This window comes from Pseudomonas saponiphila (assembly GCF_900105185.1).
Taxonomy (GTDB): Bacteria; Pseudomonadota; Gammaproteobacteria; order Pseudomonadales; family Pseudomonadaceae; genus Aquipseudomonas; species Aquipseudomonas saponiphila.
In genome coordinates this window covers 1,010,673-1,031,803 of sequence record NZ_FNTJ01000001.1, presented here as the reverse complement: position 1 = coordinate 1,031,803, position 21,131 = coordinate 1,010,673, and the positions used below count along the sequence as shown (strand labels likewise).

18 protein-coding genes are annotated in these 21,131 nt (G+C 61.5%); 2 read left to right on the top strand and 16 right to left on the bottom strand.

Annotated features, from left to right (window positions below):
- The first annotated feature begins 186 nt into the window (after positions 1 to 186).
- Positions 187 to 1,509, top strand: coding sequence for an OprD family porin (locus tag BLV47_RS04930; RefSeq protein ID WP_092310539.1), 1,323 nt, complete (start codon positions 187 to 189; stop codon positions 1,507 to 1,509).
- A 141-nt stretch (positions 1,510 to 1,650) separates the two neighbouring features.
- Positions 1,651 to 3,174 (top strand): sensor domain-containing diguanylate cyclase, encoded by a 1,524-nt coding sequence (locus tag BLV47_RS04925; RefSeq protein ID WP_092310536.1) that lies wholly within the window; start codon positions 1,651 to 1,653, stop codon positions 3,172 to 3,174.
- 67 nt (positions 3,175 to 3,241) lie between these two features.
- Here BLV47_RS04925 and lpxC read toward each other — a convergent pair whose 3' ends face one another.
- The 16 genes from lpxC to mraZ form a co-directional block, all read right to left on the bottom strand.
- Positions 3,242 to 4,153, bottom strand: a complete 912-nt coding sequence (gene lpxC / locus BLV47_RS04920; protein ID WP_011063304.1) for a UDP-3-O-acyl-N-acetylglucosamine deacetylase — start codon at positions 4,151 to 4,153, stop codon at positions 3,242 to 3,244.
- A 112-nt stretch (positions 4,154 to 4,265) separates the two neighbouring features.
- Complete coding sequence (gene ftsZ, locus BLV47_RS04915; RefSeq protein WP_011063305.1) at positions 4,266 to 5,459, bottom strand: cell division protein FtsZ; 1,194 nt, start codon at positions 5,457 to 5,459, stop codon at positions 4,266 to 4,268.
- Positions 5,460 to 5,531: 72 nt separating this feature from the next.
- Complete coding sequence (ftsA, locus tag BLV47_RS04910; protein ID WP_011063306.1) at positions 5,532 to 6,791, bottom strand: cell division protein FtsA; 1,260 nt, start codon at positions 6,789 to 6,791, stop codon at positions 5,532 to 5,534.
- Between the two features lie 14 nt (positions 6,792 to 6,805).
- On the bottom strand, positions 6,806 to 7,672 hold the full coding sequence (locus BLV47_RS04905) for a cell division protein FtsQ/DivIB (RefSeq protein WP_016966667.1): 867 nt from the start codon (positions 7,670 to 7,672) through the stop codon (positions 6,806 to 6,808).
- A 4-nt stretch (positions 7,673 to 7,676) separates the two neighbouring features.
- Entirely contained in the window at positions 7,677 to 8,633 is a 957-nt protein-coding gene (locus tag BLV47_RS04900; RefSeq protein ID WP_092310533.1) for a D-alanine--D-alanine ligase, read from the bottom strand.
- Entirely contained in the window at positions 8,630 to 10,087 is a 1,458-nt protein-coding gene (gene murC / locus BLV47_RS04895; RefSeq protein ID WP_092310530.1) for a UDP-N-acetylmuramate--L-alanine ligase, read from the bottom strand. Before murC ends, BLV47_RS04900 begins: the two co-directional genes overlap by 4 nt.
- Complete coding sequence (gene murG / locus BLV47_RS04890; protein ID WP_092310527.1) at positions 10,080 to 11,150, bottom strand: undecaprenyldiphospho-muramoylpentapeptide beta-N-acetylglucosaminyltransferase; 1,071 nt, start codon at positions 11,148 to 11,150, stop codon at positions 10,080 to 10,082. Before murG ends, murC begins: the two co-directional genes overlap by 8 nt.
- Positions 11,140 to 12,357, bottom strand: a complete 1,218-nt coding sequence (ftsW, locus tag BLV47_RS04885) for a putative lipid II flippase FtsW (protein WP_092310524.1) — start codon at positions 12,355 to 12,357, stop codon at positions 11,140 to 11,142. Before ftsW ends, murG begins: the two co-directional genes overlap by 11 nt.
- The gene (murD, locus tag BLV47_RS04880) at positions 12,354 to 13,700 is read right to left on the bottom strand and encodes a UDP-N-acetylmuramoyl-L-alanine--D-glutamate ligase (protein ID WP_092310521.1); all 1,347 of its coding nucleotides are present in this window, start codon (positions 13,698 to 13,700) and stop codon (positions 12,354 to 12,356) included. The genes ftsW and murD overlap by 4 nt, the downstream gene beginning before the upstream one ends.
- A 5-nt stretch (positions 13,701 to 13,705) precedes the next feature.
- Positions 13,706 to 14,788, bottom strand: coding sequence for a phospho-N-acetylmuramoyl-pentapeptide-transferase (gene mraY / locus BLV47_RS04875; RefSeq protein ID WP_092310518.1), 1,083 nt, complete (start codon positions 14,786 to 14,788; stop codon positions 13,706 to 13,708).
- Entirely contained in the window at positions 14,788 to 16,170 is a 1,383-nt protein-coding gene (locus BLV47_RS04870; protein ID WP_092310515.1) for a UDP-N-acetylmuramoyl-tripeptide--D-alanyl-D-alanine ligase, read from the bottom strand. Before BLV47_RS04870 ends, mraY begins: the two co-directional genes overlap by 1 nt.
- On the bottom strand, positions 16,163 to 17,626 hold the full coding sequence (locus tag BLV47_RS04865; protein WP_092310512.1) for a UDP-N-acetylmuramoyl-L-alanyl-D-glutamate--2,6-diaminopimelate ligase: 1,464 nt from the start codon (positions 17,624 to 17,626) through the stop codon (positions 16,163 to 16,165). Before BLV47_RS04865 ends, BLV47_RS04870 begins: the two co-directional genes overlap by 8 nt.
- Complete coding sequence (locus BLV47_RS04860) at positions 17,626 to 19,365, bottom strand: peptidoglycan D,D-transpeptidase FtsI family protein (RefSeq protein ID WP_092310509.1); 1,740 nt, start codon at positions 19,363 to 19,365, stop codon at positions 17,626 to 17,628. The genes BLV47_RS04865 and BLV47_RS04860 overlap by 1 nt, the downstream gene beginning before the upstream one ends.
- Positions 19,362 to 19,655 (bottom strand): cell division protein FtsL, encoded by a 294-nt coding sequence (gene ftsL, locus BLV47_RS04855; protein ID WP_016966657.1) that lies wholly within the window; start codon positions 19,653 to 19,655, stop codon positions 19,362 to 19,364. Before ftsL ends, BLV47_RS04860 begins: the two co-directional genes overlap by 4 nt.
- Positions 19,652 to 20,599, bottom strand: a complete 948-nt coding sequence (gene rsmH, locus BLV47_RS04850) for a 16S rRNA (cytosine(1402)-N(4))-methyltransferase RsmH (RefSeq protein ID WP_047306014.1) — start codon at positions 20,597 to 20,599, stop codon at positions 19,652 to 19,654. Before rsmH ends, ftsL begins: the two co-directional genes overlap by 4 nt.
- Positions 20,596 to 21,051, bottom strand: coding sequence for a division/cell wall cluster transcriptional repressor MraZ (mraZ, locus tag BLV47_RS04845; protein WP_092310506.1), 456 nt, complete (start codon positions 21,049 to 21,051; stop codon positions 20,596 to 20,598). The genes rsmH and mraZ overlap by 4 nt, the downstream gene beginning before the upstream one ends.
- Between the last annotated feature and the right edge of the window lie 80 nt (positions 21,052 to 21,131).

Below are 21,131 nucleotides of genomic sequence, written 5' to 3'. Positions count from 1 at the left end.
CGCTACCGACTCGTTTCCCTCGACAACTTCTCTGCTTTCAACCCCGGAGCAAGTTGTCTTAAAGCCGCTGACTTCAGCGGCTTTTTTTTGCCATGCAAGAACCCGCGCCCGAGGCGTCGGGCCCAGAGCAAGCAACTCGCGAATTCACAATAAAAATCCAAGTTCATTCACCAAAGGAGCTACACGTTGTTCAGGACCACGCTGAGAATCAGCCCACTATTCATTGCAATCGCTGCAACGATCCCCGCCTCGGCCCAGGCCGGCGAAGAGAGCAAGAACGAAGGCTTCATCGCCGGTTCGAGCCTCAAGCTCAATGCGCGCAACTACTACATGAACCGCAACCGCCAGCAGCAGGCGGATGACAACATCGAGTGGGGCCAGGGTTTGCTCGGTGTCTTCGAGTCCGGCTACACCCAGGGCACCGTGGGTTTCGGCCTGGATGCCAATGCCATGCTCGGCCTCAAGCTCGATGGCGGTGGCGGCACCGACAGTTCGAGCATCCTGCCCATCAGCGATGGCAACGGAAAAGCGCCCGGAGCGTTCTCCACCGCCGGCGCCACCTTGAAGATGCGAGCCTTCGACACCGAGCTCAAGGCCGGCGACCTGTTCCTCAACAACCCGGTGATTGCCGGCGGCATGAGCCGCATGCTGCCGCAGACGTTCCGCGGCGTCAGCCTGACCAACCGCAGCTTCGACGGCTGGATGCTCGAGGGCGGCCAGGCCAGCTTCACCAAACCCTACAACCAGAGCGGACACAAACGCATCGGCAGCTCCTACGGCAGCCTGCGCGATGGCGACGAGAGCCGGCACCTGAACTGGGCCGGGGTGGCCTGGAGCGGCGTTCCGGGGCTGACCAGCAATCTCTACGCCGCCGAACTCAAGGACATCTGGAACCAGTACTACTACGACCTGGACTACACCTACGCGGTCAACGACCTGGTCAGCCTCAACCCTGGCTTGCACTTCTATCACACCCAGGACACCGGCCAGGCCCTGCTGGGCAACATCGACAACAACACCTACAGCCTGCACTTCACCGTCGGCGTGGGCAGTCACAGCGTCACTGCCGCCTACCAGCGGGTCAACGGCAACACGCCATTCGACTACATCGCTCAAGGCGACAGCATCTACCTGGACAACTCCCAGCAATACTCGGATTTCAACGGCCCCAACGAGCGCTCGTGGAAGCTCAAGTACGCCTACGATTTCGCCGGCCTCGGCCTGCCGGGCCTGACTTCGTCGCTGTCCTACTCCCGCGGTGAACTGGACCTGACCAAGGTCGATCCGCAAAGCCGTGGCTACGCCTCCTGGTACAGTGCCGACGGCAAGAACGCCAAGCACTGGGAACGCGATCTGGATCTGAAGTACGTGGTCCAGGGCGGCAGCGCCAAGGACCTCGCCGTACGCCTGCAATGGGCGACCAACCGTGGCGGCAACGGTTACGGCGCGCTGGATAACGACACCGATGAATACCGAGTGATCATCGACTACCCGATCAACGTCTTCTAAGGCGCGTCAGGCAAAAAAGGCCAGCATGTTTTGCTGGCCTTTTTTGTTTCCGGGATTTATACAAGCGCGACGGCGTGACCGATTTCTGTAGCCCACGTCCACACTAGACTGACACCTGTCGACGTAGCAGAAATCAAAATCATGAACGTGAGCAGTGCGCCCCCTCGCACAGGGAAAATCGCGTCAAAGACGGAACGCCTGGTGGTCCTGGCCAGCTCGCTGATCGTCGTGGCCATTCTCAGCATCGTCACCTACCTGTTGATCCGCGAACACGCGGCTGCCAAGCAGGCGGCGACCCGTGCCGCGAACAACATCGTGCAGCTGATCGATGCCGATGTGTTGCGCAACGTCGAGCTCTACGACCTGTCAGTCAAGGGCCTGATCGACGCCACGCAACGCGACGACCTCAAGAATGTTTCGGCTTCCATCCGTCATCTGGCACTGTTCGATCGGGCCACGGCAGCGCCCTACAAGGGCGATATCCTGCTGCTGGACAAGCATGGCGACGTGCTGGCCGACTCGGCCTCGGTCGTGCCACGCACAGGCAACTACGCCGATCGCGAGTACTTTCGATCGCACATCGACAATCCGGACCCGGGCATGATGATCAGTCCGCCATTCCGTGCCCGCGGCGCCGATCACGATTGGCGGATCAGCTTCAGCCGGCGGCTCAGCGATGAGCATGGCCAGTTCATCGGAGTGGCCGAAGCGGCCATGCGCCTGAGCTACTTCAACGAGCTGTTCAAGAATCTGGATATCGGGCGCAACGGCTCGATCAATCTGATCAGCCGCGATGGAGTACTGCTGGCCCAACAGCCGCCCCTGGCGGACGACCTGATTGGCAAGAGCTTCAGCAATCGTCCCAACTTCGTGCGCATCCTGCGCGAAGGCAATGGCAGCTTCATAAGCGTTTCCAGTGTTGATCAGATGCAACGCCTGTACACCTTTTCCCAGGTCGGCGATCTGCCGCTGATCGTGATTGTCGCGCTGTCCATAGACGAGGTCTTCGCTGCCTGGCAACGCACCGCGCTGCTGATCAGCGGCGCCACTGGGGGGCTGTGCATCGCTCTGTTCTGGCTGACCTGGCAACTGTGTCGCGAACTGCGGCGCCGACAGAACGCCGAGCAGGCGCTGGCGCGCCTGGCGGCCGTCGACGCCCTCACCGGCGTGGCCAATCGTCGTACCCTGGATCAGGTGCTGAGCAATGAATGGGCGCGGGCCCGACGCACCCATCTGCCGTTGTCGCTATTGATGATCGACGTCGATCACTTCAAATCCTTCAACGACCGCTTCGGCCATCCGCTGGGAGACCAGGCCCTGCGTGCGGTGGCGCAATGCATGGATGCGTGCGTCGGGCGGCCGTCGGACCTGGCGGCACGCTTTGGCGGCGAGGAGTTTGCGGTCGTCCTGCCGGGGACCGACAGTGCCGGCGCCGCAGTCCTGGCGGAGAAGATCCGCGCCAGCATCGCCGCCTTGCCGGCCGTCAGCGAGCAGGCCACGCCCCTGACCGTGAGCATTGGCATCAACACCTGGTCAGGCCATCCCGATATCGCTCTGGAACAATGGGTGAGCGACGCCGACAAGGCGCTGTATCAGGCCAAGCACAGCGGTCGCAATCGGGTGGTTTCCAACATGTCCTACAGCGGCTACCCGCGCAGCGCCTGAAACCTCAGGCATAAAAAAAGGCCATCCGGGGGGATGGCCTTCAAAAACAAAAGGAAAGAGAGAGTACTTACACGGCCGCGACCGGACGCATGTAAGAGATCGGTGCAGTACTGGCGTCTTCGAAGGTCACGACTTCCCAGGCATCTTTCTGCTCAATCAACTTGCGCAGTAGCTGGTTGTTCAGTGCGTGGCCCGACTTGAAGCCTTTGAACTCGCCTATCAGGCTATTGCCCAGCAGGTAGAGGTCACCAATTGCATCCAGGATCTTGTGCTTGACGAATTCGTCTTCGTAACGAAGGCCGTCTTCATTCAGTACGCCATCCGAATCGACCACAATGGCGTTTTCCACGCTGCCGCCGAGTGCGAGGTTGTGCTTGCGCAGGTACTCGATGTCACTCATGAAACCAAAGGTACGGGCGCGGCTGACTTCTTTTACAAACGAAGTGCTGGAGAAGTCCACGCTTGCACTCTGGGTGCGGTCACGGAAAACCGGGTGATCGAAATCGATCTCGAAGCTCACTTTAAAACCATCGAAAGGCACGAAAGTGGCGCGCTTGTCGCCGTCTTCCACGGTCACTTCACGAAGGATGCGGATGAACTTTTTAGCTGCGTCCTGTTCTTCGAGGCCAGCAGATTGAATCAGGAATACGAAGGGTCCGGCACTACCATCCATGATCGGGACTTCGGACGCGGAGAGCTCGACGTAGGCGTTATCGATGCCCAGGCCAGCCATGGCCGAGAGCAAGTGCTCCACCGTGTCCACTTTGACGTCACCGTTGACCAGAGTGGTCGACATCGTGGTTTCGCCAACATTTTCCGCGCGAGCAGGAATCTGCACCACAGGGTCCAGGTCGGCACGACAAAACACAATGCCGGTGTCGACAGGCGCAGGCTTGAGGGTCAGGTATACCTTCTCCCCGGAATGCAGGCCTACACCTGTGGCACGGATAATATTCTTCAGGGTGCGTTGTTTAATCATGGCTTGGGCCGCTTCAGCGCAAATTGCGAACTGGTATCAACAAAGGCTGGCGATAATAGCAGACCATGCCTTTGCTGAACACCAATCACCCTAATACCCCTGATACATTCCATCAATCGGCCTGACGACGCAGGAATGCCGGGATGTCCAGGTAATCCAGATCATCTTGCGGATTCAGCTTCGCCGCGGTCGCCGCGTTCGACTGCGCCTGATTGCGCATGACAGTCGGACGATCCAGGTCACGGTAGTTCACCGACGGCAGTTCCTGACGAGCAGGGGCTGGCGCTTGCGACTGTGCGGACATGGAAGTCTGAACGGTGTTGTCGATGACCTTCACAGGCTTCTCGATTTTCGCGCCCAGGCCGGTGGCCACTACGGTTACATGCAGCTCGTCACGCATGTCCGGATCGATAACGGTACCGACCTTGACCATGGCGTGTTCGGAAGCGAAGGCTTCGATGATGCTACCCACGTCGGAGTACTCACCCAGGGACAGGTCAGGACCGGCGGTGATGTTCACCAGGATGCCGCGCGCACCTTCCAGGTTCACGTCTTCCAGCAGCGGGTTGCGGATCGCCGCTTCAGTGGCTTCACGCGCACGGTTAGGACCGCTAGCGCAGCCAGTGCCCATCATCGCCATGCCCATTTCGCTCATCACGGTACGTACGTCGGCGAAGTCGACGTTGATCATGCCCGGACGCTTGATGATGTCGGAGATACCGCGAACGGCACCGGCCAACACGTCGTCAGCCTTGGCGAAAGCCGACAGCAGGCTGGCGTCCTTACCGAGGATGGTCAGCAGCTTCTCGTTGGGGATGGTGATCAACGAGTCGACGCTTTCGCTCAGCGCGCGGATGCCCTCATCGGCGATCTGCATGCGCTTGCGGCCTTCGAACGGGAACGGACGGGTCACCACCGCGACGGTGAGGATGCCCATTTCCTTGGCCACTTCAGCAATGATTGGCGCCGCACCGGTACCGGTACCGCCGCCCATGCCAGTGGTGATGAACACCATGTTGGTGCCCGCCAATACTTCGGCGATACGCTCGCGGTCTTCCAGAGCGGCTTGACGGCCGACTTCCGGATTGGCACCCGCACCCAGGCCCTTGGTCACACCGGTACCCAGTTGCAGGATGGTCCGCGCGCCGATGTTTTTCAGCGCTTGAGCGTCAGTGTTGGCGCAAATGAACTCGACGCCTTCAATGTTGCTCTTGACCATGTGATTGACCGCGTTGCCGCCGCCACCGCCAACACCGATAACCTTGATTACCGGACTCTGCGGGATGTTGTCTACGAGTTCGAACATTTTCCCTCTCCTTTCATTTCTCTAGTTTTTCGCCTACTGCCTACTGCTCTGAAACGGTGTTGCGGTAAATCTTTAGAAGTTGCCCTGCACCCAGCTCTTGATGCGATCGAGCAAGGCGGCCTTGGGTTCGTCGCTGCTGTAGCTGTCGCGGCTGCCGATGCCGGAGAACGAGATGCCGTCGGACTGTTTCTGCAGTCCGTACAGCAGCAGGCCGACGCCGGTGGAATAGATCGGGTTGCGCACCACGTCGGACAGGCCCTTGACACTGTGGGGCACGCCCAGGCGAACCGGCATGTGGAAAATTTCCTCGGCCAATTCAACAGCGCCCTCCATCTTCGAGGTGCCACCGGTGAGCACGATGCCCGCCGGGATCAGGTCTTCGTAGCCGCTGCGACGCAGCTCGGCCTGGATCAGGGTGAAGAGTTCGTCGTAACGCGGCTCGACCACTTCGGCCAGGGCCTGGCGCGACAGCTCGCGCGGCGGACGGTCGCCAACGCTCGGCACCTTGATGGTCTCGCCGGCACCGGCCAGCTTGGCCAGGGCGCAGGCGTAACGGATCTTGATCTCTTCGGCGTACTGGGTCGGCGTGCGCAGGGCCATGGCGATGTCGTTGGTCACTTGGTCGCCGGCAATCGGGATCACCGCGGTGTGACGGATCGCGCCTTCGGTGAAGATCGCCATGTCGGTGGTGCCGCCGCCGATGTCCACCAGGCACACGCCCAGCTCTTTCTCGTCGTCGGTGAGTACCGAATAGGCCGAAGCCAGTTGTTCGAGGATGATGTCGTCGATTTCCAGGCCGCAGCGGCGTACGCACTTCTCGATGTTCTGCGCGGCATTCACCGCGCAGGTGACCACGTGCACCTTGGCTTCCAGGCGCACGCCGGACATGCCCAAAGGCTCACGCACGCCTTCCTGGTTATCGATCACGTAATCCTGCGGCAGGGTGTGCAGGACCCGCTGGTCAGCCGGGATCGCCACGGCCTGTGCCGCATCCAGTACCCGCTCCAGGTCCGCCGAACTGACTTCACGGTCGCGGATCGCCACGATGCCGTGGGAGTTCAGGCTGCGGATGTGATTGCCCGCCACACCGACGAACGCCGAGTGGATGCGGCAGCCCGCCATCAGTTGCGCTTCTTCAACCGCGCGCTGGATCGACTGCACGGTGGACTCGATGTTCACCACCACGCCCTTCTTCAGGCCGCGGGAAGGATGAGTGCCGATGCCAACGATTTCCAGCGAGCCATCGGCCGCGACTTCGCCCACCAGCGCCACCACCTTGGAGGTGCCGATATCCAGGCCGACGATCATTTTGCCGCTTTGCACATTTGCCATGGTCCTGCCTCTTCTTAATTCTTCGCGACGGCGGGTTGCGCCGTCGTGGGTGCCGCTGGATCGCGCCAGCCGACGGCGAGGCCGTTGGCATAGCGCAGATCGATGCGCGCGATGTTCGTGATCTGTTCTTTCAGCGTTTTTTCATAAATGGCAATGAAGCGGCGCATCTTCTCCACCAGATGATCGCGACCCAGGAGCAACTCGATGCCGGGACCGGCACTGCCGGCACCGGTGGTCAGGAACCAACTGCCGCGCTCGCGCAGCTCCAGACGGGCGATCGAAAAGCCCAGCGGCCGCAGCATCTGGCTCAACACCTGATACTGCTGCATCACTTGCTGCTGGGCCCGCTGCGGCCCGAACAACTGCGGCAAGTGTTCGTAGTTCGCCAGTTCACGCGGGGTGAAGGCCTGGCCCTGGTTGTTCAACAGCGCCTCGTCGCCCCAGCGGGCCACCGGCAGTTGTTCTTCCAGGCGAATCACAACCTGGTCCGGCCACACCCGACGTACTTCGGCGTGAGCGATCCAGGGCATCTGTTCCAGCTCGGTGCGCATGCTCGCCAGGTCGATGGTGAAGAAGCTCGCCGCGACATAGGGCGCGATCCGCTGCTGCACCGCCTGCTGGCTGATGTAGCTCAAGTCCCCCTGCACCGCGATCTTGGTGATCGGCCGGTCGGCATATGGCAGCAAGCGCTGGGCACCTTCATAGGTGCCAAACCCCAGCGCCACCAGCAGTACCGGCCAGAACAGGCTTTTCAGAAAGCCGAAGTTGGCTTTCGGCAGGCGCACCGACATCGGCTCTTTGGCCACCATCCGGCTGGCACCCCGCGGCACCGGCTTGCGGCCGGGTGCGGGTTGCTGATGACGAAGCGACGCGCCTTGCATGGACTTAACCTCTCGCCTCAAGACTGGCTGCCAGGATGGCCAATACCAGCTGCTGGAAATCTAGACCGGCCGCACGAGCGGCCATCGGCACCAGACTGTGATCGGTCATTCCGGGAGCGGTGTTCACTTCCAGGAACCAGAACTGCCCCTGGGCATCCTGCATCACATCGGCACGTGCCCAACCGGCAATACCGAGCGCCTCACAGGCTTTCGCCGTGAGGTCCATCAGTTCCTGTTCCTTGGTGCTATCGAGGCCGCATGGAATCCGGTACTGGGTATCGGAAGCCAGGTACTTGGCGTCGTAGTCGTAAAACGTATGAGGAGTGCCCAGGGCGATCGGTGGCAGCACCTGACCACGCAGGGTCGCGATGGTGAACTCCGGACCCTGGATCCATTGTTCGACCAACACTTGCGAATCGTAGGTACTGGCCGCCTTCCATGCGTCGATCAACTCAGACGCGGACGTCACCTTGGCCATACCGATACTGGAGCCTTCATGAGCCGGTTTGACGATCAAAGGCAGGCCCAGTTCCGCCACCGCGGAAATACAGTCGGCCTCGGAGCCAAGTACCGCGTGGCGCGGCGTCGGAATACCCAGGCTGTGCCACACCTGCTTGGTGCGCAGCTTGTCCATGGCCAGGGCCGAAGCGAGGATGCCGCTGCCGGTATAAGGAATGCCCAGGCACTCCAGCAGGCCCTGCATGCTGCCGTCTTCACCGCCGCGACCATGAAGAATGATGAAGGCGCGATCGATCTTCTCGCTCAAGAGGCGCTGCAGCAGATCGTCGCCAACGTCGATACCGAATGCATCGACGCCCCCACTCTGCAGGGCTTCGAGCACGGCCTTGCCGGACTTCAGCGATACTTCGCGCTCGGCGCTCTTGCCGCCATACAGCACCGCAACGCGACCGAAATCGCTCGGCGCCACGGTGGAAAACAGCTTGGCGTAGGCAGCGGTCATTTCAGCACTCCCTTGCCAGCAGGCACAGCACCAGCGAACAGCGGGCTGTTGAGCAGTTTTGGCGCCAGGCCACCGATATCGCCGGCACCCTGACACAGCAGGATGTCACCAGCGCGCAGCAACGGCTTGACCAGCGGCGCCAGGTCGACGCCACGTTCGATGTAGATCGGGTCCAGCTGGCCACGCTGGCGAATGCTATGGCACAGCTGACGACTGTCCGCTCCCGGGATCGGCTCTTCACCAGCCGGGTAGACCTCCATCAACAGCAGGACGTTGGCATCGGCCAGCACTTGCACGAAGTCGTCATACAGATCGCGGGTACGGCTGAAGCGGTGTGGCTGGTAGACCATCACCAGACGGCGTTCCGGCCAGCCGCCACGCACGGCCTTGATTACCGCGGCGACTTCGGTCGGGTGGTGGCCATAGTCGTCCACCAACATCACGTTGCCGCCTTCCACCGGCAGTTCGCCGTAGACCTGGAAACGCCGGCCCACGCCCTGGAAGCCCGACAGGCCCTGGACAATGGCTTCGTCGCTGATGCCTTCGTCAGTGGCGATGCAGATGGTCGCCAGGGAGTTGAGCACGTTGTGGTTGCCCGGCATGTTCACCGAGACATCCAGCGGTTCGCGGTCGCGACGCAGCACGGTGAAGAAAGTCTGCATGCCCTGCTGACGTACATTGATCGCGCGCACGTCCGCTTCTTCGCTGAAGCCATAGGTCACGGTAGGACGCTTGACCAGCGGCAGGATATCGCGCACCACCGGATCGTCCAGGCACATCACCGCCAGCCCGTAGAACGGCAGGTTGTGCAGGAAATCGACGAAGGTTTTCTTCAGTTTGTTGAAGTCACCGTCGTAGGTCGCCATATGATCGGCGTCGATATTGGTGACCACCGCCACCAGCGGCTGCAGGTGCAGGAAGCTGGCATCGCTTTCGTCGGCTTCGGCAATCAGGTAACGGCTGGTGCCCAGTTGGGCATTGGTGCCCGCGGCATTCAACCGGCCACCAATGACGAAAGTCGGGTCCAGGCCGCCGGCGGCGAACACCGAGGCCAGCAGGCTGGTGGTGGTGGTCTTGCCGTGGGTGCCGGCCACAGCAACGCCGTGACGGTAGCGCATCAGCTCGGCGAGCATTTCCGCCCGCGGCACCACCGGAATGCGTCGTTCCAGCGCAGTGGCGACTTCCGGGTTGGAGGTGTTCACGGCGCTGGAAACCACCAGCACATCGGCGTTCGCGGCGTTCTCGGCACGGTGGCCAATGAAGATCTGTGCACCAAAGGATTCCAGGCGCTCGGTGACCGGCGACGCCTTGAGATCGGAGCCCGAGACTTGGTAACCCAGGTTGAGCAGCACTTCAGCGATCCCGCACATGCCCACGCCACCGATACCGACGAAGTGGATACGGCGGATACGGCGCATTTCCGGCTGCGGCATGGCTTTCTGATTCTCAACCATGGGCCACCTCCAGGCAGATGTTCACTACATCGTGGGTGGCGCCGGGCTTGGCCAGGCGGCGGGCGGCCTGAGCCATGTTGTCGAGTCGTTCTGGTTGCATCAAAACCTCTGTCAGGCGAGCGGCAAGGTCCGCTGCACCAGTCGTTCTTTGCGGCATCAGGAAAGCGGCGCCTTCACGAGCCAAATATTCGGCGTTGCGGGTCTGGTGATCGTCGATCGCATGGGGCAGCGGCACCAGCATCGAGGGCAGACCGGCGGCGGCCAGTTCGCTGACAGTCAGCGCACCTGCGCGACAGACCACCAGGTCGGCCCAGCCATAGGCTTGGGCCATGTCTTTGATAAAGGGCTGCACCTGCGCGTCGACGCCGGCGGCGCGATAGCGCTCTGCAGTGACTTCATCGTGGTTTTTACCGGCCTGGTGGAACACCTCCGGGCGCAGCTCGGGGGCGACCTGTGCCAGGGCTTCCGGCAGTAATTTGTTCAACGGCTCTGCCCCCAGGCTTCCGCCCAGGATCAGTAAACGCGCCTTGCGTCCGGCCAGGGCCTCGCGCGGTGTTTCGAGGAACAGTTCGGTGCGTACCGGATTGCCCGTGGTGCGGCGGCTGCCGGAGGCCCCGAAGGTGTCCGGGAAAGCTTCGCAGACTCGCGCAGCCAAAGGCACCAGCAGCCGATTGGCGGTACCGGCAACCGCGTTCTGTTCGTGAACGATGACCGGCACTCCGGACAACTTGGCGGCAACACCGCCAGGGCCGGTCACATAACCGCCAAAACCCAGCACGCAGACCGGCTTGAGCTGGCGAATGATCCTTCGGGCCTGAAGCACCGCCTTGATCAGGACGAACGGCGCCTTGAGCAGGGACAGCTTGCCCTTGCCACGCAAACCGCTGACGTTGATCAGGTGCAGCGGCAAGCCCGCAGCCGGAACCAGTTCGTTCTCGATTCCCCGCGGGGTGCCCAGCCAGTGCACGCTGTAGCCACGGGCCTGGAACTCGCGGGCACAGGCCAGCGCCGGGAACACGTGGCCACCGGTGCCGCCGGCCATGATCAGCACGTTAGCGCCCATGGAGCGGCTCCTCGGCAAAGTCACTTTCACTGAACTCCATCTCTTCGCTGCCCAAGTGAGTCCTGCTCTCCCACTCGATGCGCAACAGCAGGCCGAGACAGGCGCAGCAGATCACCAACGAGCTACCGCCATAACTGAGAAACGGCAGGGTCAGGCCCTTGGTCGGCAACAGGCCGACGTTCACGCCGATATTGATCAGGAACTGGCCGATCCACAGGAACGACAGGCCATAAGCCACATAGGCGGCAAAAAACTGCTTGGCTTTCTCGGCCCACAGGCCGATGTACATGCCACGAATACAGACGAATACGAACAGCGCCACGGTGCACAGGGAACCCACGGCACCCAGTTCTTCGGCCAGGACCGAGAACACGAAGTCGGTGTGGGCTTCCGGCAGGTAGAACTGCTTCTGCACACTGTTGCCCAGGCCGACGCCCAGCCACTCACCGCGACCAAAGGCGATCAGCGCCTGGGACAATTGATAACCGGCACCGAACTGGTCGGCCCAGGGGTCGGCAAAGTTGGTCAGACGCGCCATTCGATAAGGCTGCATCTGAATCAGCAGGACCACCGCCGCCACCGCCAGGACCACCATCAGGGAAAAGCGGAACAGTCCGACACCGCCCAGGAACAGCATGGCCGCAGCGGCGCCCATCATGACCACGGTGGCGCCGAAGTCCGGCTCCATCAGCAACAGTCCGGCCATCGGCAGCAGCACGATGAACGGCTTGAAGAAGCCCATCCAGCTCTCACGCACTTCCTTCTGCCGTCGCACCAGGTAGCCGGCGAGGTAGATCACCACAAATACCTTGGCGATCTCCGAAGGCTGGACGTTGAAGAAGCTGAAGCCGATCCAGCGCATCGAACCGTTCACTTCGCGGCCGATCCCCGGAACGATCACCATCACCAGCAGACCGAAGGCCCCGATCAGCATCATCCAGCCCAGACGCTGCCAGGTGGCAATCGGAATCATCATGGTGACGATGCACGCACCCAGCCCCAGCACGATGTAGATCAGGTGGCGAATCATGTAGTACAGGGCACTGCCCGACTGCGCCGCCGCCACTTCGGTGGAGGCCGAGGCAATCATCACCAGCCCCAGGCCCAGCAGGGTCAGACAGCCGGCGAGCATCGGGAAATCAAGGTCGATACCGCGCCCGGTGATCAGCGGAGACGGATAAGGCTTGATGATGTTTCTCAGATTCATGCCAGCTCCTCCACGACACGGACGAACTGGTGACCACGGTCTTCGTAATTCTTGAACATGTCGAAACTGGCGCAGGCGGGCGACAACAGCACCACGTCGCCTGGCTGTGCGACAGCGCGGCATTGCGTTACCGCCTCCACCAGCGAGCTGGCACGAATCAGCGGCACGGCATCCCCGATGGCAGCGCCGATCTTGTCGGAGTCGCGGCCCATCAGGATCACCGCGCGGCAGTTGGCCGCAACCGGATCACGCAGGTCCTTGAATTCAGCACCCTTGCCATCACCACCAGCGATCAGCACGATCTTGCCGTCGATGTCGGCCCCCAGGCCTTCGATGGCAGCCAATGCGGCGCCGACGTTGGTGGCCTTGGAGTCGTTGTAATACCCCACGCCATCCACATCCCGCACCCACTGGCAACGGTGCTCAAGGCCGGCGAATGCGCGCAGGGCCGACAGCATGGCGTCGAACGGCAAGCCCACGGCATGACCCAGGGCCAGGGCCGCAAGAGCGTTGGACTGGTTGTGGGCGCCGCGGATCTTCAGTTCGCGCACCGGCAGCAGATTCTGGAATTCAAAGGCCAGGTACTTCTCGCCGTTCTCTTCCCGCAGGCCGAAGCCCTTGAAGTCCGGCTTGCCCAGGCCGAAGCTCCAGCACGGCAGATTCTCGCTGAGCAGCGGCCGGGTCAGGGCGTCCTGACGATTGACCACCACTTGCCGCGCGCCACGGAAGATCCGGTGCTTGGCCAGGTGGTAGGCCGGCAGGCCGCTGTAGCGGTCCATATGGTCTTCGCTGATGTTCAGCACAGTGGCCACTTCGGCGCCCAACTGATCGGTGGTTTCCAACTGGAAGCTGGACAGTTCCATCACGTACAGCTCGACGTCGTCGCTGAGCAGGTCCAGGGCCGGGGTGCCCAGGTTGCCGCCCACAGCGACGCGTTTGCCCGCCGCGGCGGCCATCTCGCCCACCAGAGTGGTCACGGTGCTTTTCGCGTTGGAACCGCTGATGGCAACGATCGGCGCCTTCGCGTTACGCGCGAACAGCTCGATGTCGCCGGACAATTTCACGCCACGGGCAGCAGCGGCCTGCAGGGCCGGAGTCGCCAGGGCCAGGCCGGGGCTCACGTAGAGCTCGTCGGCGCGGCACAGGAAATCGACATCCAGCTCGCCACAACGCACTTCCACCTGGGGATAGTCACGACGCAACGTGGCCAGCTCAGGTGGATTTTCCCGCGTATCGGCCACCGCAAAAGCAACGCCCCGGTTCGCCAGGAAGCGAACCAGGGACATGCCGCTCTTGCCGAGGCCGACAATGATGCGGAAGTGGTCAGAAGCGATCAGAGACACTCGTTCTACCTCAGCTTCAGGGTGGCAAGGCCGATCAACACGAGAATCACGGTGATGATCCAGAAACGGACGATCACCCGTGGCTCGGGCCAGCCCTTGAGTTCAAAGTGGTGATGGATCGGCGCCATGCGAAATACCCGGCGACCGGTCAATTTGAAAGAGGCCACCTGGATTACCACCGACAGGGTCTCCATCACGAACACACCGCCCATGATGAACAGGACGATTTCCTGACGGACGATCACTGCAATGGTGCCCAGGGCCGCGCCCAGCGCCAGTGCGCCGACATCGCCCATGAAGACTTGTGCCGGATAGGTGTTGAACCAGAGGAAGCCCAGACCGGCACCAATCAACGCGCCGCAGAAGACAATCAGCTCGCCCGCCCCTGGTACATAAGGAATCAGCAGGTACTCGGCGAACTTCACGTTACCCGAGAGGTAGCAGAAGATCCCCAGCGCGCCACCGACCATCACGGTCGGCATGATCGCCAGGCCATCAAGGCCGTCGGTCAGGTTGACCGCGTTACTCGAACCGACGATGACGAAGTAGGTCAGGACCACGAAACCGGCACCCAAAGGAATGCTCACATCCTTGAGCATCGGGATCAGCAGGGTGGTTTCCACCGGGCTCTGGGCAGTCATATAAAGGAAGACCGCAGCACCAAGGCCGAACACCGATTGCCAGAAATACTTCCAGCGACTAGGCAGACCACGGGAATTCTTCTCGATCACCTTGCGGTAGTCGTCCACCCAGCCGATGGCCCCAAAGGCCAGGGTCACCACCAGCACCACCCACACATAGTGGTTGCGAAGGTCGGCCCAGAGCAGGGTGCTGATACCGATCGCGGAAAGGATCAGCGCGCCACCCATGGTCGGCGTACCCGACTTGGACAGGTGGGACTGCGGGCCGTCGTTACGCACGGCCTGGCCGATCTGCCGGTTCTGCAGCGTACGGATCATCCACGGACCCAGGCACAGCGCCAAAGACAGCGCAGTCAGTACCCCGAGAATCCCGCGCAGGGTCAGGTACTGAAAGACCGCGAAGCCTTTGTAGAACTGTTGCAGGTACTCCGCTAGCAGCAGCAGCATTAATGTTTCACTCCGTCTTTTTCTTGAAGATGGGAGCCGCACAAAGCCGCGACGATGTTCTCCATCACCGCGCTGCGCGATCCCTTGATCAAAATGGTGGTATTGGGGTCTTGCTCGACGTTCAGGGCGGCAATCAGATCAGCCTGGCTGGCGAAGTGACGTGCATGCTCGCCAAACGCGGCGACGGCATGCGCCATCATCGGGCCCACGGCGTAGAGGGCCGAAACCTTGCCAGCGGCATACGCACCTACCTCGCGGTGCCCCTGCTCCGCCCACTCGCCCAACTCGCCGATGTCTCCGAGCACCAGGACGGTGCGGCCGGAAAAGCCGGCGAGTATATCAACGGCGGCACACATTGAGGTGGGGTTTGCGTTGTAAGTGTCATCGATCACCAGCATGCCATTCTTGGCCAACTGGGCGACGGTACGGCCCTTGACCGGTTGCACGGCATTCAAGCCGGTGGCGATTCCGAACAGCGACACACCCATGGCATGGGCGGCCGCAGCGGCGGCCAGGGCGTTGGCCACGTTATGGATGCCCAACAGGTTCAATTGCACCGTCTCCACACCCTTGGGGCTGTGCAACTTGAAGGACGGGCAGCCTCGGGCATCGCGGCCTATATCGGAGGCATGGAAATCCGCAGCGCTATCGTTCAGGGCAAAACTCAGAACTTGTCGCCCGGCAGCGCGAGCCTTCCAGATCGGGAATGCCTTGTCATCCAGATTGAGGACAGCAATCCCGGCGCTATCAAGCCCCTCGAGAATCTCGCCCTTGGCCTCAACAATCTTTTCCGGTCCACCGAACTCGCCAACGTGTGCAGTGCCGGCATTGCTGATAATCGCCACATGGGGACGGGTCATGGCCACGGTGTAGGCGATCTCGCCAATACGCGATGCGCCAAGCTCGATCACCGCAGCGCTGTGCTCAGGCGCCAGTTCCAGCAGGGTCAACGGGGCGCCCAGGTCATTATTGAGATTGCCTCGGGTAGCCAACACCGGACCGCGGGTGCGCAGGATGCTGGCGAGCATTTCCTTGACCGTCGTCTTGCCGCTGGAACCGGTCACCGCTGCCACCGGCCGGGTGAAGGCACCGCGATTAAGAGCACCCAGTTGTCCCAGGGCCAGGCGTGTGTCCTTGACCAGCAACTGCGGCAGGGTGCTGTCGGGAACTTCACGCTCAACCAACGCAGCTACCGCGCCCTTGGCCGCCACTTCATTCAAGTAATCGTGGCCGTCGAAACGCGGACCGGTCAGGGCCACGAACAACTGTCCAGCCTGAATGGCCCGACTATCAATGCTAACGCCATTAAAACGCGCATCGCCCGCGATCAGGCGGGCGTCCAGCGGAGCCAAGACTTCACTGAGCAGCAGGGCTTTAAACATGTGCCACCTCCCATGCGGTCAGAGCCTTGTCGGCTTCGGCAAGATCGGAGAAATCATGGCGCTGGCCATTGATCTCCTGATAATCCTCATGCCCCTTGCCCGCCAGCACCACCACATCGTCCGCTGCGGCGGCAGCGATCAGACGGGCGATGGCCAGGCCGCGACCGGGGACAAAGTCGACCTTGTCCGCCGCGCTGAAGCCGGCGCGGATGTCATCGAAGATCTGCGCCGGGTCTTCGCTGCGCGGATTGTCATCGGTCACCAGCACGCCGTCGGCCAAGCGCTCGACTACTTCGGCCATCAACGGACGTTTGCCGCGATCGCGGTCACCCCCACAGCCGAACAGGCACAGCAGGCGCCCCTTGGCGTGAGGACGCAGGGCCAGGAGTACTTTTTCCAGGGCATCCGGGGTATGGGCGTAATCCACCACCACCAGCGGCTGGTTGCCTCCTCCCAGGCGTTGCATGCGTCCGGCGGGACCTTCCAGCTTGGGCAAGACGGCAAGGATTTCGTCCAGGGCATACTCCAGGCCCAGCAAGGCGCCCACTGCTGCCAGCACATTGCTCAGGTTGAAGCGCCCCAGCAGCGCGCTGCGCAGATGGTGTTCACCCTGTGGAGTCACCAGTGTTGCGCGCACGCCGTCATCGTCAAAGTTCGCTTCACGGCAGTACAGATAAGCAGAGGAATCTTCCAGGCTGTAGGTAATCAACCGCGATTCGTGCTTGTCGGCAGCCAGTTGCCGGCCGAACTCGTCGTCGAGATTGATCACCCGGCAACGCAGGTCGGTCCAATTGAACAGCTTGGCCTTGGCTGCGCCATAGACCTGCATGGTTCCGTGATAGTCCAGATGATCTCGGGACAGGTTGGTCAGCACCGCCACGTCGAATGCCAGGGCCGCCACGCGCCCCTGATCCAGGCCATGGGACGAGACTTCCATCGCCACGGCCTTGGCACCGGCGTTCTTCAGATCAGCCAGAGTTGCCTGCACAGCGATAGGGTTCGGCGTGGTGTGCAAACCGCTTTCCAGCGCACCGTAGAATCCTGTGCCCAAGGTGCCCACCAGGCCGCAACGCTGCCCCAGCAGGTCCAGCGCCTGAGCCACCAACTGGGTGACACTGGTCTTGCCGTTGGTACCGGTCACGCCCACCAGATTCAACTGGCGGCTTGGATCACCGTAGAAACGTCCGGCAATGTCCGACAGCTGGGCTGCCAGGCCTTTGACCGGAATCAGCGGTACATCGGTCAGCGGCAAAACGGTAGCCCCTTCCACCTCGTAGGCCACAGCGGCAGCACCGCGCTGCAATGCATCGGCAATGTGCGCTCGGCCATCGAACTTGGCGCCAGGTACGGCCAGGAACAGATCACCAGCGCGCACGCTGCGGCTGTCCAGGGTCAGCTCACGGATCAGCAGATCGCGACCGGCGTGGGCAAAAATCTTGTTCAGGCTAAGAGACATCAGCCGCGCCCTCCATTGGCTCGTACTGGGGTGGCAGGAGCCGCGTTGGCCTGTTGCGTGGTCGGCAGGTTATCCGGAGTGATGTTCATCAAGCGCAGGGTGCCGGACATCACTTTGCTGAACACCGGTGCCGATACCAGGCCACCGAAATAGCCGGCCTTGCTCGGCTCATCGATCACCACCACGATGGCGTAGCGCGGATCACTCATCGGGCCAAAGCCGGCGAACAACGAACGATAGGAGTTCTCGGCGTAGCCCTTGGTGCCCACCGAAGTCTTGCGCGCAGTACCACTCTTGCCAGCCACGTGGTAAGCCGGGACCTGGGCACGGAACACCCCGCGCGGCGCCTCGATCACCTGCTGCAGCATGCCCTGCATGGTTTTGGCGACGTTTTCCGGGATCACCTGGGTGGTTTGCGGTGCCTTGTCGGATTTGATCAGGGTCAGGGGAGCAATACGCCCATTGTTGGCCAATGCGGAGAACGCATGGACCAACTGGATCGCAGTCACGGAAATACCGTAGCCATAGGACAGAGTCGCAGTCTCGGCCTTGCGCCATTCCCGGTAGTTGGGCAGGTTGCCGACACGCTCACCAGGGAAACCGAGTCCGGTGTCCTGGCCCAGACCGATTTTCTGCGCCAGGCGGAAAATAGTCTCGCCGCCAATGTCGAAGGCGATCTTGCTCATGCCCACGTTACTGGAATTGATCAGAATCCCGGTCAGATCGAGTACCGGCCCTTCGGTCTTGGATACGTCACGAATGGTGTACTTGCCCAACTGCAGGGTGCCCGGATAAACCTCGACGGTATCGCTGGGCTTCCAGCGCCCGGTTTCCAGAGCCGCGCTCATGGAGATCGCCTTCATGGTCGAGCCGGGCTCGAACACGTCGATCATCGCGCGATTGCGCATCATTGCCGGCTGCAGGTTGCGACGGTTGTTCGGGTTATAGGTCGGCTGGTTGACCATGGCGAGGATCTCGCCCGACTTCACGTCCATGATCACCAGGCTACCGGCCTTGGCACCGTTCTCGACGATGGCATTGCGCAACTCACGGTTGGCCAGATACTGCAGGCGCAGGTCAATCGACAACGCCAAGGGCTTGCCGGCCTTGGCGTTCTTGGTGACCTGGACATCCTTGATTAATCTGCCGCGCCGGTCCTTGATCACCTGACGCTTGCCGGGAACACCGGCGAGCCATTCGTCATAGGCCAGTTCGACGCCCTCGCGCCCACGATCGTCAATGTCGGTAAAGCCCACCATGTGCGCAGTGACTTCGCCGGCGGGATAGAAGCGACGGAATTCCTCGATGCCATAGACACCCGGCACCTTGAGGTCGAGCACAGCCTGCCCCTGCTCCGGAGTGAGCCCCCGAACCAGGTAGATGAATTCTTTGTTGGCCTGGGCTTCGAGACGCTCGGTCAGCGCCTTGGGGTCCTGGCCGAGAGCCATGGCCAGTGCTGGCCAACGATCCTTGGCCACCTGCATTTCCTTGGCGTTGGCCCATAGGGTAGTCACTGGCGTACTCACCGCCAGAGGCTCGCCATTGCGATCGGTAATCAAGCCACGGTGCGCGGGAATAGGGATATGTCGAACACTGCGGGCATCGCCCTGCCCTTTGAGGAAGTCACGATCGACCACCTGCAGATCGATGATGCGCCAGCCAATCGCCGACACCATGACCGCCAGCAAACCCAGCACCACGCGAAAACGCCAGGGATAGAGCGCGCCTTCAAGCTTCATGGCGCCACCATTCGAACTTCGGCCGCACCTGGGATGTGCATTTTCAACTGCTCGGTGGCCAGTACTTCAATCCGGCTATGAGCGGTCCAGGTGCTTTGCTCAAGGATCAACCGACCCCATTCAGCCTGAGCCTTGTCGCGCACACTCAATTCGCCGTACAGCGTGTTGAGCAGCAAACGGTTCCAGTGGGCGCTGTAGGAAACCGCAATCGCGGACACCAGCACCCCAACGAATAGCAGCAGCATGAAAAAGCTTCCGCCAGGAAGCGGCTTGGCGAAGAGCTTGCTCACCGAAGCTTCTCCGCCACACGCATGACGGCACTACGTGCACGCGGGTTGGCCTTGAGTTCGGCTTCGGAGGCGAACTGCGCTTTGCCATGGATCTTGATTTTCGGCACGAAGGCTTCGAAACGCACCGGCAGGTTACGCGGCAGATTGTCAGACTCGCCTTTCACCAGGCGTCGCATGAACAATTTGACGATGCGATCTTCCAGGGAATGGAAACTGATGACCACCAGACGGCCACCCACTTCCAGGGCGTCCAGCGCGGCTTCCAGGCCCGCCTCCAGATCGCCCAGTTCGTTGTTCACATGAATGCGCAAGCCCTGGAAAGCCCGGGTCGCCGGGTTCTTGCCCTTTTCCCAGGCCGGGTTGGCCACCTTGAGCACTTCAGCCAGATCGGCAGTGCGTTCGAAAGGCTGGATCTCACGACGCTCGACCACTGCCCGCGCCATACGACCGGAAAAGCGCTCTTCGCCGTATTCCTTGAACACGCGGGCAATTTCTTCCACTGGAGCGGTGGCGATGAACTCAGCGGCGCTGATGCCACGAGTCGGATCCATACGCATGTCCAGGGGGCCGTCATTGAGAAAACTGAAGCCGCGCTCTGGATCATCCAACTGAGGTGACGACACGCCCAGGTCGAGCAGCACGCCACTGACCTTGCCGGCCAGTCCGCGCTCGGCGACTTCCGAACCCAGCTCGGCAAAACTGCGCTGCACAACGACAAAGCGGCCGTCTTCGGCCGCTAGCGCTTGCCCGGTGGCAATCGCTTGGGGGTCTTTGTCGAATCCGAGGAGCCGCCCCTGCGCCCCGAGCTTGCTGAGAATCAGCCGGCTATGCCCACCACGGCCGAAGGTGCCATCCAGATAGCAGCCATCAGGCCGCACGGCGAGAGCCTCGACGGCTTCGTCAAGCAGCACGGTGATGTGGTTAAAGCCGCTATCAATAGTCACAGGATCAAATCACGCAGTTCATCAGGCATGGCGCCCGGTTGTTGAATAGCCGCCAGGTCCGCTGCGGAAACAGCATTCCAGGCATCCTCGTCCCACAGTTGGAACTTGTTCAGCTGGCCCACCAACATTGCGCGTTTATCCAACTTGGCATACTCACGCAGGCGCGGCGGCACCAGAAAACGACCACTGCCATCGAGTTCAAGGTCGACGGCATTACCAATCAGCAAACGCTGCAAACGACGGTTCTCTTCGCGCAGCGAAGGCAGCGCGCGCAGTTTGGTTTCTATCAGATCCCACTCGTCGAGAGGGTAAACACACAAACAAGGATCAACAGCATCAATCGTGACGATTAACTGCCCCGAACTTCGCGAAACGAGCTCGTCACGATACCGGCTCGGCATGGCGAGACGGCCTTTTGCATCGAGACTGATAGCGTTGGCTCCGCGAAACACGTCAGCGTTTCTCCAAATTTTAGCGTTTTGCGCTCATAAAACCCACTTCATGCCACTTTCCGCCACTTGCGCACACTATA

Excerpts from the sequence above, each read along its gene's own strand:
- ftsW (WP_092310524.1), bottom strand. The coding sequence starts at position 12,357 with ATGAATCTGAGAAACATCATCAAGCCTTATCCGTCTCCGCTGATCACC.
- murG (WP_092310527.1), bottom strand. The coding sequence starts at position 11,150 with ATGGGCGCTAACGTGCTGATCATGGCCGGCGGCACCGGTGGCCACGTG.
- BLV47_RS04900 (WP_092310533.1), bottom strand. The coding sequence starts at position 8,633 with ATGACCGCTGCCTACGCCAAGCTGTTTTCCACCGTGGCGCCGAGCGAT.
- lpxC (WP_011063304.1), bottom strand. The coding sequence starts at position 4,153 with ATGATTAAACAACGCACCCTGAAGAATATTATCCGTGCCACAGGTGTA.
- ftsZ (WP_011063305.1), bottom strand. The coding sequence starts at position 5,459 with ATGTTCGAACTCGTAGACAACATCCCGCAGAGTCCGGTAATCAAGGTT.
- ftsA (WP_011063306.1), bottom strand. The coding sequence starts at position 6,791 with ATGGCAAATGTGCAAAGCGGCAAAATGATCGTCGGCCTGGATATCGGC.
- BLV47_RS04925 (WP_092310536.1), top strand. The coding sequence starts at position 1,651 with ATGAACGTGAGCAGTGCGCCCCCTCGCACAGGGAAAATCGCGTCAAAG.
- BLV47_RS04870 (WP_092310515.1), bottom strand. The coding sequence starts at position 16,170 with ATGTTTAAAGCCCTGCTGCTCAGTGAAGTCTTGGCTCCGCTGGACGCC.
- BLV47_RS04865 (WP_092310512.1), bottom strand. The coding sequence starts at position 17,626 with ATGTCTCTTAGCCTGAACAAGATTTTTGCCCACGCCGGTCGCGATCTG.
- BLV47_RS04860 (WP_092310509.1), bottom strand. The coding sequence starts at position 19,365 with ATGAAGCTTGAAGGCGCGCTCTATCCCTGGCGTTTTCGCGTGGTGCTG.
- mraY (WP_092310518.1), bottom strand. The coding sequence starts at position 14,788 with ATGCTGCTGCTGCTAGCGGAGTACCTGCAACAGTTCTACAAAGGCTTC.
- BLV47_RS04905 (WP_016966667.1), bottom strand. The coding sequence starts at position 7,672 with ATGCAAGGCGCGTCGCTTCGTCATCAGCAACCCGCACCCGGCCGCAAG.
- murC (WP_092310530.1), bottom strand. The coding sequence starts at position 10,087 with ATGGTTGAGAATCAGAAAGCCATGCCGCAGCCGGAAATGCGCCGTATC.